11 protein-coding genes are annotated in these 13,640 nt (G+C 49.5%); 8 read left to right on the top strand and 3 right to left on the bottom strand.

Annotation, left to right across the window (positions count from 1 at the left end):
• The first annotated feature begins 22 nt into the window (after positions 1 to 22).
• The 8 genes from ACJ8W9_RS06520 (at position 23) to ACJ8W9_RS06485 (ending at position 10,644) form a co-directional block, all read left to right on the top strand.
• Positions 23 to 2,062 (top strand): secretin N-terminal domain-containing protein, encoded by a 2,040-nt coding sequence (locus ACJ8W9_RS06520; RefSeq protein ID WP_411360705.1) that lies wholly within the window; start codon positions 23 to 25, stop codon positions 2,060 to 2,062.
• A gap of 307 nt (positions 2,063 to 2,369) precedes the next feature.
• On the top strand, positions 2,370 to 4,109 hold the full coding sequence (locus ACJ8W9_RS06515; RefSeq protein ID WP_411360704.1) for a hypothetical protein: 1,740 nt from the start codon (positions 2,370 to 2,372) through the stop codon (positions 4,107 to 4,109).
• Between the two features lie 108 nt (positions 4,110 to 4,217).
• Positions 4,218 to 5,510 carry a flippase gene (locus ACJ8W9_RS06510; protein ID WP_411360703.1) on the top strand — a complete coding sequence of 431 codons (1,293 nt, stop codon included), beginning with the start codon at positions 4,218 to 4,220 and terminating at the stop codon, positions 5,508 to 5,510.
• Between the two features lie 62 nt (positions 5,511 to 5,572).
• Entirely contained in the window at positions 5,573 to 6,664 is a 1,092-nt protein-coding gene (locus tag ACJ8W9_RS06505; RefSeq protein WP_411360702.1) for a nitroreductase family protein, read from the top strand.
• Positions 6,651 to 7,481 (top strand): hypothetical protein, encoded by an 831-nt coding sequence (locus ACJ8W9_RS06500; RefSeq protein ID WP_411360701.1) that lies wholly within the window; start codon positions 6,651 to 6,653, stop codon positions 7,479 to 7,481. The genes ACJ8W9_RS06505 and ACJ8W9_RS06500 overlap by 14 nt, the downstream gene beginning before the upstream one ends.
• On the top strand, positions 7,468 to 8,241 hold the full coding sequence (locus ACJ8W9_RS06495) for a hypothetical protein (protein ID WP_411360700.1): 774 nt from the start codon (positions 7,468 to 7,470) through the stop codon (positions 8,239 to 8,241). The genes ACJ8W9_RS06500 and ACJ8W9_RS06495 overlap by 14 nt, the downstream gene beginning before the upstream one ends.
• Positions 8,235 to 9,515 (top strand): hypothetical protein, encoded by a 1,281-nt coding sequence (locus ACJ8W9_RS06490; RefSeq protein ID WP_411360699.1) that lies wholly within the window; start codon positions 8,235 to 8,237, stop codon positions 9,513 to 9,515. The genes ACJ8W9_RS06495 and ACJ8W9_RS06490 overlap by 7 nt, the downstream gene beginning before the upstream one ends.
• Positions 9,487 to 10,644, top strand: a complete 1,158-nt coding sequence (locus tag ACJ8W9_RS06485) for a polysaccharide pyruvyl transferase family protein (protein WP_411360698.1) — start codon at positions 9,487 to 9,489, stop codon at positions 10,642 to 10,644. The genes ACJ8W9_RS06490 and ACJ8W9_RS06485 overlap by 29 nt, the downstream gene beginning before the upstream one ends.
• Here the strand turns inward: ACJ8W9_RS06485 and ACJ8W9_RS06480 are convergent.
• The 3 genes from ACJ8W9_RS06480 to ACJ8W9_RS06470 are packed head-to-tail and all read right to left on the bottom strand — an operon-like array spanning position 10,625 to position 13,637.
• Positions 10,625 to 11,680, bottom strand: coding sequence for a glycosyltransferase family 4 protein (locus ACJ8W9_RS06480; protein WP_411360697.1), 1,056 nt, complete (start codon positions 11,678 to 11,680; stop codon positions 10,625 to 10,627). The two genes, ACJ8W9_RS06485 and ACJ8W9_RS06480, sit on opposite strands and share 20 nt — an antisense overlap.
• Positions 11,677 to 12,807 carry a non-hydrolyzing UDP-N-acetylglucosamine 2-epimerase gene (wecB, locus tag ACJ8W9_RS06475; protein WP_411360696.1) on the bottom strand — a complete coding sequence of 377 codons (1,131 nt, stop codon included), beginning with the start codon at positions 12,805 to 12,807 and terminating at the stop codon, positions 11,677 to 11,679. The genes ACJ8W9_RS06480 and wecB overlap by 4 nt, the downstream gene beginning before the upstream one ends.
• Positions 12,804 to 13,637: a glycosyltransferase gene (locus tag ACJ8W9_RS06470; RefSeq protein WP_411360695.1), complete on the bottom strand. Its 834-nt coding sequence runs from the start codon at positions 13,635 to 13,637 to the stop codon at positions 12,804 to 12,806. Before ACJ8W9_RS06470 ends, wecB begins: the two co-directional genes overlap by 4 nt.
• Positions 13,638 to 13,640: the final 3 nt, after the last annotated feature.

The following is a 13,640-nucleotide window of genomic DNA, read 5'->3' as shown; positions in this document are numbered from 1 at the left end:
ACAGCAGCAGAACGAGGACATCATGAAACATCAGTTACAAATCGCTATCGCGTTGGCCACAACGCTCGCCTTGTTAGGCTGTACCCAAACGCCAGATCCGATTCAGGTGAATCCAGACCGGATGAAAACGGACGGCGCAGCTTATAGTGAAGACGACGTTGCCGATGACAGCGCGCGCCTTGAAAGCGAGGGTTTTCAGCGCCTCGATACGCTCGAGTACAACGAATACATGAAACGCAACGACAGCGACCCAGCACGCGAATTCAGCACTACTGATTCGCACTCGTTGAACGCCAATGAACTGCCGATGCGCAACTTTATCGAAACGGTCTTTGGTAAAGCACTGGAAACCAATTACATTATCGCGGTGACCGATGAACGCCAGCTGAGTAAAAACGTCACGCTCAATCTCTCGAACGACGTCAGTTCACGTGAACTGTTCAAACTGTCGCGTCAGTTGTTGATTGATAACGGTCTCGATATTTCGTTCCGCGACAACACCTATTATGTCTATCCGCGTTCACAAGAGCGCACGGACATCGTCATTGGCTTCGGTAGACGCTACCAGGACGTCCCTGACACTGCGCAAACCATCCTGCAGGTAGTCCCGCTCAAGTATGGACTCAAAAGCTCACTGGAGCGCACTCTGCGCGATTTGAGTACAGCGCGAGTTTCAACGGAATCGGCGCAAAATGCTTTCATTGTTGAAGGTACCCGGGCCGAAATCGTGCGGTTTCTCGACTTGATTTACTTGCTTGATGTACCCGCCAATCGTGGCCGTCACATCGCTATGGTCGAGCTGACCTATTTATCGCCAGAGCAGTACATAGAACAACTATCGAATTTAATGGATGCTGAAGGCATCAGTGTCGGCCGCCAAGCAGGCTTAGGAGTCGCGATTCTAACGGTGCCAGTGAATCAGCTAGGTGCGGTGGCAATGTTCGCGTCGAACGACGAGGTGCTCGAGCGCGCCCGTTACTGGACGCAACAACTAGACCAACCGAGCAAAGGCCCAGAAAAAGGTTATTACATCTATCATCCGCGCTACTCGCGCGCGTCAGACCTAGGTGAGTCCATAGGTAATTTGATCGGCGGTGGGGTGATGGGCGGCAATAACACCCGTGATACCCAGTCAGCGCAAGGTTCGAGTGATCCGCGCGGCGGCCAAACTGGGCAATCGCGCAGCAACACAGCCAGCAACGGCGACATGAGCATGACCGTGGATGAGCGTTCGAACTCTCTGATCTTCTTCGCTACCGGTGGCGATTACAAAGCGCTGTTGCCAGTGATTCGTCGGCTCGACGTGATGCCTAAACAAATCGTGCTCGATGCGACCATCGCTGAAGTCACTTTATCTGACGAGTTCTCACAAGGTTTTGAATTTGCCTTCCGTAATGGCCGACTTAACGGCGGCACCCTAGGCGCATTAGGCGCGCAAGAAATCGGGGGCTTACGCTTAAATTGGGTCGACGGCTTCGACCGTTTTATCGCCAACCTGCAACAAAGCTCGAACTTAGTGAATGTGATATCGAACCCGACCTTGGTGGTGCGTGACGGTATTGCCGCTTCGATTCAGGTCGGTAATGACATTCCTACGGTGGGTTCAACGACCTTTACCGATAATCTTGAAAGCCAGACCCAGTCGGTCGAATACCGTAAAACCGGTGTGCAACTGACAGTCACGCCGACTATCAATGCACAAGGCTTAGTGGTGTTGCAAATCGACCAAACCATATCGAACACTTCGCCTACCGGACCTTCAGTGGCCGGGAACCCGAGTATTTTCGAACGTTCGATCAAGACCGAGGTTATCGCGCAGAGTGGCCAAACGGTGTTACTCGGCGGCTTAATTTCGGAAAACAGCTCGTCAGGCGACAGTAAAGTGCCGTTGTTAGGTGATATTCCAGTGCTTGGCAACCTGTTTAAATCGGAAAGTGAGAGCAAAGAAAAAACCGAATTGGTCATTTTTATAACACCACGAATTATTGAACGCACAGAACAGTGGGAAGAAATCAGAAAAACTATCGCAGATGGCTTGACAACTATCTCGGTTAACGACTAATCTTGCTTTCAACTTTGCAATTTTGTTGAGCTATGGATGTGCTTATAACCATAATTAACAAACTCAACAGCAAAGCTTTTTGGGGAACTCCGGCTTGGAGTTTGCGAAAAAAATTTGGGCTCTAGCTCTTCGTAGAGTGTTTTCAGGCGGGCTTAATCACCCCGGACCTGGGACCTGCAACTCGAAAAAGCGCGACGGTTCATAGCAAATCGAAGCGACCGAGTAATGAACGAGGTCAATTTGATAACTACAGGGACGATGGCACCGGAAAGCCTGACTCTCTTATTTCATGAAATTGGAGAACATCATGACAAACATGTTTAAACGTTCGCTAGTAGCTTTGGCAATCGCCGGCGCTAGCACGGGAGCGATGGCTGCAGACGTCACTCTCACAGAAACAACAAGCGCGACAGATCAGTTCATGACTACCATGAGCGAAATCCTGTCGAAAAACATCATTATTACTTTGAACGATGAGTTCAGCGTAAACGATGAAATTTACTTACGCTTCGAGGGCGATGCTTACATTTCTAACGCGCCAAACTCAGTCGACATCGCGTTCGGCGAGCAGTTTGACGAAGCTGGTGGCATTTTGCCAATCCCTGCAAGCGCAGCTACTTCTCTTGATGACGTCAACAAAGGTATCAGCCTTGACTTTAAAGGTCAGATGACTGATGACGACGGCAACACTGTGCTTATCTACCGTGTTTCTGACATCGTAGGTGATAACTCTTCAGCAACCAACGACACCACTTACGGTGTGCAAGTTGACTTCGGTCGCCTTCACTTTGATGCACCGACTGTTGTTGCGCAAGATGGCGTAATGTTCGACACCTTCTCTCGCTTGAACTCAGAACTGTGGCCAACAGTTGCTGAAGGCGACGAGATGTTCGATCACGACGCAGTTACTGCGCCAATGATTGACGAAACTCAGTTGTTCGTAATGGGCGACCAGTTCGAAATCTCTGTACTTGAAGAATTCAACGGTACATTGAATGTTTGGGATTATCGCCGCACGTTTGTAAACGACGATCCTATTTACAACGGTGAAGTTCTTAACGTTCCACCATTGTTCACTGACAACGTACAAGCACGTATCCAAAACACTCAATCGCCACTTGGCGGTGCTTGGGATTTCCGTGTAAACGTTGATCCAAACCAAGACACTCAAGTACTTTACAAAATCGTAAGTACCAACATGTTTGGTTGGATTGAAAGTGCTGATCCTACCGTTGGTGGTGAAGTTGTCATCAACTCACCAAACTGTGACTATGTAACTCACACTGCTGACCAGTTGTGGATTAGCTGTCCTAACCTGTTCACCACGCTTGACTTTGATATCGACCTTGGCGCAACTGCTGACTCGTATCAGAATCCTAAGCAAGCTGGTGAGTTCACTGTAACTGGTGACGTAAATTGGTATAACTTCGACGAATTGTATGAAGATGCACCTGCCAGCAACCGTGATCCAGAAGACGGCATCTTGGTAGCAGATCCTACTGGCATGTCAACTGTAGATTCAGTATATGGCGGCGAATGGGAAGTTAATGGTTCAATGACCACTATCCCGTACATGCCTTATTCAGCTCAGTCTGCAAGTGGCGAAGTTACACCAATCAGCCAGATCATCTATGTAACCAACACAACTCGTGATCCTGGTACTGATGATCCGTTGATCTGTAACGATCCTCAGGGTAACGACAGCTGTAACGGCGAAGGCCCAGCTCCACAGAATCCAAACGTAAACCGTTTGATCTGGGTTGAAGGTATCGACGAGAATGGCGATGAGTTTGGTCCAGTAGAACTAACTACTACTGCTGATCCAGGTGTAACAGGTATTGCCGGCGAAATCCGTGAAATCCTGTTCGGTCAAGGTATGTTGAACACCAGTAACAAAGTATCATTGACTGTTACTGTTGCTGACTACCCAACTAACATCCAAGTCTACTCTGCGTACAACGTAAACGGTTCAGACCGTGGTTGGGTACAAAACGACTCAATCCGTACTGACATCGACGTGTACAACGGTAACGAAATCCTCGACTAAGACCTAGTTGCAAAACTAGTAATAGTTCGAAAAATCGTTAAGATAAAACGCTCCTTCGGGAGCGTTTTTTTTGATCCCCATTAACCTAGCAAGGAAGATCTGCCAATAATGATTCGTGCAGCACTAAAGAACAGCTCGTGGCTGATGAGTGAAAAGGTCATTACCATGGCGATGAATCTATTGGTGGCATTGGTACTTGCGCGTGAACTAGGCCCAGAGCTATTTGGCGAACTGAATTATGTATTGGCGTTGATTGCGCTTGTCACGCCACTTACAGCATTGGGTCTCAATGCACTGATCATGCGCGAGCTGGTCGAGCAGCCGGCGCAAGAGCGCAAGATTATGAGTACCGCAGCGGTCTATCGTCTGCTGGGTGCCGTCGTTGGATTTTCAGGTTTATTCGCTTGGGCTGCAATCAGCGAACTGAGCGTCGCCGAACGCACCAGTGTTTTTATTATCGGCACCGCGGCAACGCTGCAAGCGTTTCAAGTAGTTGAATACTTCTTCCAAAGCCAAGTCAGTGCTCACTATGTCGTGAAAATGCGTGCGCTCATTGTGATTGCTGCGGGTATTGGCAAACTGATTTGTGCGGTGTATTACCCATCGCTCGTTGCCATTGCCAGTGTGTATGCACTTGAATATCTGGCCTGGGGGCTTGGCTACATTGTGCTGCAACAAGCCAAAGCCAGAGGTTTTAGCCTAAAAGAGATCGATTGGCGTTATGGCGCACAACTGCTCAAACAGTCATTTTGGCTAATTCTATCCGGCATCGCCGCGGTGCTTTACCTCAAAATCGATATGATCATGCTTGGCGAGATGGTCGATAAATCTGAGGTTGGTATATATGCGGTAGCGGTGAAGCTCTCCGAGGTTTGGTATTTCTTTGCCGTTGCCATTGCGACCTCGTTTTTCGCCGGACTCATTAAGCTTAAGCAAACCGACGATAAACTCTATCAGCAACGCCTGCAGCAGCTCTGTGACGGCCTTTTTATGTGCGCCCTGGCTCTAGCAGTCATTGTGACGCTGTTAGCCGACCCTGTGGTTCCCTGGTTGTTTGGTGCTGATTATGCCGCAAGTGCTACGGTACTGACCTTGCACATTTGGGCCGCGCTTTTCGTGTTTATGCGCGAGCTAGCAAGTAAATGGCTGATTGCGCAACGGTTACTGGTATTCAGTCTGGTAAGTCATGGCTTAGGAGCGATCATTAATATTGCCGCGAACTTGTGGTTGATTCCGCTCTATCAAGCGAATGGTGCAGCAGTGGCGACCATCATCTCCTATGCAGTAGCGTCTTATTTTGCGTTTTGGATTGGCGCCGCAACACGACCATTAGCGAAAGTTATGACGTTGTCGTTATTTTTACCATTTACCTTGGGCTATCGCTATTGGCGCAAGGGTTAACGATAATGGTAAACTGTCGCTCTTTTGTTGCATCCAAGTAAATGTAGTAGACCCATAAACTTATGAAACCTCGCGAAATAGCAAAGAAAATTATTCCGGCAAAACTAGTACATCGCTTGCGCGAGTATGGCGCCAGTTTCGACCGGCGCTTTATTAAATTATTTGCTGGTACACGTTTTACCTCCGCGCTTTATTATTTGCTGTTTAGCCGTGAGTTTGGACGCGAACAACAAGCAGTACTAAAAGGTCGATTGGCTTATTGGCAGTCCTTAAAAAATATCGAGCGTACTTGCGCACTGTTGCGCCGCAATACCCATCGCCTTGAAAAAGGGCTGATCATGCGTCCGCGGCGGCCAAGCTTTGCGAGCGATTACATTGGCGAGACAGTTAGCTGTTTTCGTGATGCGGCAATTGCACAAACGCTGAATGAGGCGGAGCTGCAATGGGCTTATGACGTGCTGGATGAATATTTTAATTGTGTAACAGATACACCTAAAATTGCGGTCGCTCGTAAGGTGTGGACTGAGCTGCACAACAAACTCCCACTCACTATCAAACGCACAGACGCAGTTCCTTATCCGCATGAAACGCTACCGCCTTGCGACATTACTCCAGAGCAACTACATGTGCTTTTCCAACGCCGACGTTCGGTTCGTTGGTATCAACCGCAGCAAGTCCCCCTTGATGAGGTTCATCGCGCTATGAGTATGGCGAGCTTGGCGCCGTCTGCATGTAATCGGCAGCCGTTTGAGTTTTATGTTGTGCAAGAGCCAAAGCGCGCTGCTAAGATTGCCAACATGGCCGGCGGAACAGTAGGGTTTGCAGAGCAGATCAGTAATCTTATTGTGGTAGTTGGTGATTTAAAAGCTTATCCAGCAGAGCGCGATCGTCATTGCATTTATATCGATGCTTCGCTTGCTTCGATGCAACTTATGTTGGCATTTGAAACTATGGGCATCGCCACCTGCCCGATTAACTGGCCGGATATCGAGTTTCGTGAAAAATTATTAGAACAAGAGCTGGGTTTGACGGGTGAGCAACGACCTGTCATGTTGATCGCGTTCGGCTATGCAGACCCAACTGGCGGCATTCCATATTCGGCAAAAAAATCGAGCACTATTTTGGGACGGTTCCTAGACCATGACAGCCACTAATCAATCAAGTTTTGTTATCTTTTCCAGTAAAGCCTTTTTTGCTGGAATGCGTGCCTTGCGTATTTACTGGGTAGCACTACCCATCGTATTAGCACTACTATTTTCCGGCCTAAAAGTTTGGCAGGGCGAGCTTTATCAAGCGACCACGGTACTAGCTCCCAGCGAAGAGCGCAGTGGTGGATTGGCAGAAATGACTGCAGGTTTGGCTGGCCTTGCGGGACTTGCTGGTATTGACTTAGGTGGCGGGAAAATTAACGACACACAAATGGCTGTCGAAGTAATGAAGTCACGCCAGTTCTTGTACGCATTTATTGAACAGCATGGCTTGTTACCATACCTGTTACCAGACGCTGATGCCGCCGAACAACAGCAAATTTGGCGAGGCTATAACGAGCTTCGTGAAGTATTAGAAATTGAGTACGATCGCGCTAAAGGCATTGTGACATTGCGCTTAACTCATGCGAATGCCGAGCTGGCCGCAACGTGGTTGCAACAGATGGTGGCCGATATCAATGTTTTCATGCGTGAGCGTGAGCGTGACCGCGTTCAGCAGCAAATTGCCTATTTGACGGAAACTGCCGAGAACGTAAAACAAGCCGATGTTCAAGAATCTCTTTATCGATTGTTGCAAGAGCAATATAACCGCGCGATGTTGGTCGAAGTAAATGATGACTATGTATTTGAAACCATAGATCCTGCGCTTGCGCCACATGAACCTGCGGGATTAAAGGCAAGTATTTGGGCAGTTGTCGGTGTTTTGTTGGGGCTATTTCTCATGACATTGATAACGCTGTTCCGCAGCTATGTCCGCGCATAGTTTCAGTAGCTATTTTGTCTGGTTACGGCGTTACTGGTGGCTTGCTGGCGGTTACGTTGGGCTGGGTGCCATACTGGCGTTGTTGCTTTTTAGCAGCTTGCCACGTTGGTATCAGGCGCAGACCATTTTTGTGATCAATCCTGAGCTTTTCAATCAAGGCCTATTGCGACGTAGCGACGACATTGTTCTGAATAGCGCGGCACCAACCAATGATAAGCCTATAACGACGGAGCCAGAGTTGCGGCTAGCGCGTTGGATCTATAGCGAACATTTTACCCGCATGGTGGCCGAGCTACTGTGGGATCAAGCCAGCGCAACCGAATATTACCAAGTACGCCGGCACCTTCACTATTACCGTTATCAAAACGATCGCTTTCATGCGCTCCATTGGGCGGCAAGCTCACCAGAACTTGCAGAACAACAATTGCGGGCGGTCTTTGCCATGCTTGAAGAGAACTTGCGCAACGAGCGTCGTGCAGAACTGCAGGAGCAGCTAACCCTCAATCAAAGCTTGCTTGAGCAAACTGAAAACATCGATTATAGCGAAATGCTTCGGCAACAAGGGGAGTTATTGGCCACTCGCTACACCATGCTCACGACCAGCGATTTTCGGATGCTGCAACCTATTACTGCTGCAATAGCGAGCCCCAATCCATTGTTCCCGCAACGTATTCAAGTTCTTTTGGCGGTACTATTTGGCTGGATGGCACTCGGCGTCACCGTATTACATTACTATTTGCTGCGGAGGGCACCGTGTTAAAGCACTTGAATATCGCGCTTTCGCAGCAACAAATCGGCAAGTGGCTGCTGCTACTGTTAGTTTTTCCAGTCATTTGGCTCGATACCCTCTATGGTTTCTTTAGTTATCTCGGCCTGGGTGCGCTGCGCATTAGTTTGCTCTATCGCACCTTGGTATTGTTGCTGGGACTGATAATTGTTTATACACGCTCAGGGCTACTTAGCTGGCTCGTACAAGCAATGATTTTATTTTGGTCGACCTTACTGATTCTCAATACCTATTGGCTAGGTGAAGTCCAGTTTATCACTGAGTTTACCCAACTTACGCGATGGGTATTCCCATTTAGTGTGTTAGTACTCACATTAGCGGCGTTAGAGAAGTACGGCGATCACACCACCTTGATCATGCAAGGAGTTGCCTACTACGGCTGGGTGTTTGGCGGCTTCATGCTGTTTTCGTTTGTTACCGGACTCGGTATTCCCAGTTATGAGGAGGGCGTGTTCGGGATCAAGTCGTTCTATGTGGGCGGCAATGATATTGGCTTGGCGGCATTAATAAGTCTGACGATCATGTTTGTGCTATTACGGCGGCAGTTCAGTTGGTGGCAGTTGGGTAAAATCGTTTTATGCGTAGCCGGCTTGCTACTGCTTGGTACCAAAGCTGGATGGGCCGGTGCGGTACTTTTAGTCGTGGGCTTTACTATGTTGTTCAAGCGTATGCGCTGGTTTGCGCTGCCGCTGGTACTGATAGCAGGTGCCTGGAGCATCACTTGGATTCAAGCTAATAGCGATACCCTGAGTTATCAAATTGACCAATTACAGACCGTGGCGAAGGGAGCTAATCCGCGTGAGCGGTTGATGCAGGCGGGTGATGGGCAACTTGAACACTATCCCAATAAAGCGCAGTGGACGGGGGGGGGATACTCGTTTTATACCGGCAGCGGCCGTGATTATTACGTTACTCACAACAACACCACCGGCACTGAGACATTTAAGGCGATAGAGCAAGAGTGGTACGATTTGCGCGGTGGCTATGGTGTACCTTTCGCGGTCTTCGTATTTTTATGCCACTTTTTACTGTTGGCACTGAGTCTATTGTTGTTATGGCGGCGTCCTAATATTGAACATCTCGGTATTGCGATAGCCAGCTGCCTTTACATTGGACATGGTATTTTCGCCGGTCATGCTTTTGTGAGTGGCCAGCCAAGTGGCCTCATTGCGGTGTTGTACGCAATTGTTATTTATCGATTGGAATCAGGAGCTTTAAGTGCTGAACGTAGAAGTCAAAGGGATTAGTTTCGCAAACAAAGGTGCAGAGTTGATGCTGCATGCGATTATTGCGCAGTTTGCCGAGCGTGGTGTGCCCGCGCGCTTTGTTGTTGAGCCAACCGGCCCCTATGAGCGTCGCGTGACCTTCGGCTTATGGCAAAAGAGTCGATATATTCGCAAGCGTATCAACTTGCTGGCACCGGTTAGCTGGTTGCCACGTCGATTGCGCCATATGTTTGGCATTATTAATGAAGCTGAGCTTGATTTGGTACTGGATGCATCGGGTTTCGCGTTTGGTGACCAATGGAGTGCGTTGATTGCCCATGATCGCTTAGGGAGTAGCATCGCTAAGCTGCGTTCGCGTGGCGTGCCGGTCATTGTTTTACCGCAGGCATTGGGGCCGTTCGAGCGCGCCGATTCGCAAAAAGCATTCAAGCCGGTGTTAGCGCATGCGAGTAAAGTATATGCGCGTGATGACCAGTCCTTCGAGTTTTGTAAAAAGCTCTACAGCAGCACCGAAAACCTCAAGCGTTGCCCAGACTTTACCAATTTAATTAAAGGGATCCCATCGGCAGACTTTAACGCTGAGGAGCATCAGTTGTGCTTTATCCCAAACTCGAAAATGCTAGAGAAGCGCGCCGATGGCGATAGCTATGTTGAGTTCATGGTGGCGGCGATTAAAGCGGCACAAGAAGCGGCAGCGAAGCCTTTTATCCTGATCCACGAAGCCGAGGCAGATCGCCGTTTAACGCGACAAATTCAAGCACAGTTAGCAACACCAGTGCCAGTGTTAGACCCAGGTCATGCGTTAAAAATCAAATGGATTATTGGCCAGTCAAAAGCGGTCGTGAGCTCACGTTTTCACGGGCTCGTCAGCGCCTTGTCACAGGGCGTACCAGTACTAGCGACCGGTTGGAGTCACAAGTATCACGAACTGTTAGCAGATTATGGCTGTGCTGAGCAATTGGTAGAAATTAATGACGGTGCCACTGCGGCACTTGAACGTTTGCAGCAACTACTTAACGATGAAGCCTTTTATCAACAGCTTAAGCAAACGATTATCGACAAGGGCGAATGGCAACGACAAGCCGTGCGTGAAATGTGGGATGAAGTTTTTGACCTACTACCGCAACAAGCTACTGCCGCAGGCCTTTAAAGAACGCCAAAGTATGCTCGACAGCGGTGCTTGGTTGGAACTGAGCAAGCACGTGCTGGCGCGCTGCATGACTCCGTTCAACCGATTCTGCACTGCACCGCAATAGCGCCTGGGCTAATAATTGCGGTTCAGGCCGCGCTACTAAAATTCCTACTCGATCGGTGACAACATCTTGAATCGGGCCATAAGCAACCCCGACGACAGGTAAACTCGCTGCCATGGCCTCAATAAAGCCCATGCCGAATGAATCTAACTCTGACGGCAGCAAAAATAAATCCATCCGCTGCAGCAGCGCAGGCTTAGCCTCGTAGGGAACCCAGCCAAGAAACTCAACGCGTTGGGTTAAACCTAAACGCGCGGTCAGTTGCTGTAACTCGGTAAACAAGCTACCGTCGCCAGCAACCGTCAGCTTATAGCGCGCTGGCAAGTGCAAAAAGCACTCGATGGCGGCTGCGACATGCTTACCTGTTTCTAACCTCGTCATACATAACACATTGATATCACGTGATAACTCAGAAAGGGCAGCCCTCCCTTTTGGGGGGATATCGCGGGTGAGTGCAAGCAGGCTGGTATCGATGGTATTTGGCATTACGTGAATGCGATCGTTTGGATAACTCAGGTTGTCTGCGATCTGGGTGCGCCACCAAGGTGTCAGTACAATCAAACCGTGATAGCGATTGATCATTCGCTGTAACAACCAACGTCCGAGGGGGTGTGCAAGGTAATGCATGAACTCGATGCCGTGAATATGCAGCACAACCTTAGCACCGCGCTTGCGTGGCGCGCGAGCGAGCGCATACTTACGCAATAACGACAGCCAGCGTGCGCCATGCAGCCAAATAACATCGCCTTGACCGGCTTGAACAAGGGCTTTGCGGGCTGCTTGAAAAGCCTGCCAACGCGAGGCATCGCCGGTATGCGATTCGACTACGCGATAAGCTTCACCACGACGGTCGAGCTCTTCAATAATCGAAGTCAATGCGGTACTGATGCCACCTTTGCCATGTTTGACTGCCGTGGCAACAAGGTAAATCACTTTTGCATGACCTCAACGATGCGCGCGCATGCATGACCGTCACCGTACGGATTATGCGCTTGGCTCATCTGCTGGTAATACGCTGGATCATCTAACAGGCGTTGAGTTTCGCCAACAATGAGCTCAACGTTGGTACCCACGAGCTTAACCGTGCCAGCGGCAACGGCTTCTGGCCGTTCGGTGGTATCGCGCATCACTAATACCGGTTTGCCGAGTGATGGAGCTTCTTCTTGGATACCGCCGCTGTCGGTCAAAATTAATGTAGCGCGGTTCATCAAATAGACGAAGGGTAAGTAGTCCTGCGGCGCAATTAAATGCACATTTTCGATCCCCGCGAGTAATCGGTTGACCGGTTCTTGCACGTTCGGATTCAAGTGCACAGGATAAACAAACTGCACGTCAGGGTTAGCATTGGCTAAGCGAGCGAGCGCTTCACAAATGCGTTCAAAACCAGAACCGAAACTTTCGCGACGGTGCCCAGTAATCAATACCATGCGACCTTCACCAACGGTGTCTGCAAACTCTGTGGCAAAACGTTCACGCAAGGTTGGGTCTTGTTCAAGTTTGTCGCGCACCCACAACAATGCGTCAATGACCGTATTGCCCGTTACGTAAATGCTATCAGAGCTAACATTCTCGGCGCGTAGATTATCGTATGACGAGGTGGTCGGCGCAAAATGCCATTGGGTAATGCCGCCCACCAGCTTGCGGTTAGCCTCTTCAGGCCAAGGCGAATAAATATTCCCGGTGCGCAACCCGGCTTCGACGTGAGCAACTGGTATCTGCTGAAAGTAGGCCGCCAATGCGGTAGTTAGTGTGGTCAAGGTGTCGCCGTGCACAAATACTGCATCAGGCTTGAATTCGGCTAGCACCGGTTCTATTTCAGTCAACACCCGCGCGGCTAGCATATTCAATGACTGCTTTGGCTGCATCAAATTAAGGTCATATTCGGGGGTTATGGCAAACAAGCGCAAGACTTGATCCAGCATTTCGCGATGTTGAGCGGTAACGCACACCCGCACATCCCATTGCGGAACCGCTTGCAACGCCTTCACCAACGGGGCCATTTTGATAGCCTCCGGACGTGTACCAAAAACAACCAAGAATTTCTTTTCAGGCTGGCTCATGAGTTTCTCAAAGTTAGACCGTAGCGATACAGATGACCAAGCTTCATTTTCCAATGCCCAGCCGCGAAAGATGGAATTAGTTCAGCAAGACTTAGCGGGGATTGCAAGCGCATCTTGAGCCAAAAGTCATGATTACGGCGCTGGCGCCAGCCCATTTCAGCACCGTGCTTTTCGCGAAAGCGCGCAAAGCCAGCAATGCTTTTTTTCTGATTGGAGATACGCACGCCACCATGTTCAACATAAATATGCTGCAACGGCTGCCCTAAGCGAAAAGCGGGACCATAGGCTTTGATTAGACGCGTAAAACAATCATAGTCCTGCAGCGCAACTAAGTCTTCGTCGAAACCACCAATGGCGAGCATTCGCTCACGCTCAACAAACACTTGGTTGGTTGCGTGATTACTATCTAATTGCTTGGCGAGAGTAATCACCAGATCGTCACACATGGTGCGATTGGTGCGCTTTTGTTCAACCCAGTAATAGCCAGAGCAAATAAAAGCGTAGGCTGGGTCATAATGTTTCAACAGCAGTTCAAGTCGTTCCGGCACGAAAGTGTCATCGTCGTCGAGCCCAGTCACGAAATCGCCGCGCGCTTCTTGTAGCGCTCGGTTGCGTGCAGCACAAGCCCCTTTGGGTGTGTCATGACGAAATGCACGCACTCGCGCATCACGTTGCATATAGGCTTCGAGTACCTGCCAGGTGCCATCGGATGAACCGTCGTCGACGATCAACAATTCAAGGTCTGCGTGGGTTTGTGCTAACACTGAGTCAATGGCGCGATTGAGTAACGGCCCTCGATTGTGCGTCGGCATGTAAACAGAAATTAGCATGAC

This window comes from Pseudidiomarina salilacus (assembly GCF_047323925.1).
In the GTDB taxonomy this organism is placed as follows: Bacteria; Pseudomonadota; Gammaproteobacteria; order Enterobacterales; family Alteromonadaceae; genus Pseudidiomarina; species Pseudidiomarina salilacus.
This window is presented reverse-complemented; position numbering and strand designations above follow the sequence as displayed.

What these genes read in the sequence shown, in the direction of transcription:
- ACJ8W9_RS06520 (WP_411360705.1), top strand. Translation starts at nt 23, where the DNA reads ATGAAACATCAGTTACAAATCGCTATCGCGTTGGCCACAACGCTCGCC.
- ACJ8W9_RS06510 (WP_411360703.1), top strand. Translation starts at nt 4,218, where the DNA reads ATGATTCGTGCAGCACTAAAGAACAGCTCGTGGCTGATGAGTGAAAAG.
- ACJ8W9_RS06505 (WP_411360702.1), top strand. Translation starts at nt 5,573, where the DNA reads ATGAAACCTCGCGAAATAGCAAAGAAAATTATTCCGGCAAAACTAGTA.
- ACJ8W9_RS06495 (WP_411360700.1), top strand. Translation starts at nt 7,468, where the DNA reads ATGTCCGCGCATAGTTTCAGTAGCTATTTTGTCTGGTTACGGCGTTAC.
- wecB (WP_411360696.1), bottom strand. Translation starts at nt 12,807, where the DNA reads ATGAGCCAGCCTGAAAAGAAATTCTTGGTTGTTTTTGGTACACGTCCG.
- ACJ8W9_RS06500 (WP_411360701.1), top strand. Translation starts at nt 6,651, where the DNA reads ATGACAGCCACTAATCAATCAAGTTTTGTTATCTTTTCCAGTAAAGCC.
- ACJ8W9_RS06515 (WP_411360704.1), top strand. Translation starts at nt 2,370, where the DNA reads ATGACAAACATGTTTAAACGTTCGCTAGTAGCTTTGGCAATCGCCGGC.
- ACJ8W9_RS06470 (WP_411360695.1), bottom strand. Translation starts at nt 13,637, where the DNA reads ATGCTAATTTCTGTTTACATGCCGACGCACAATCGAGGGCCGTTACTC.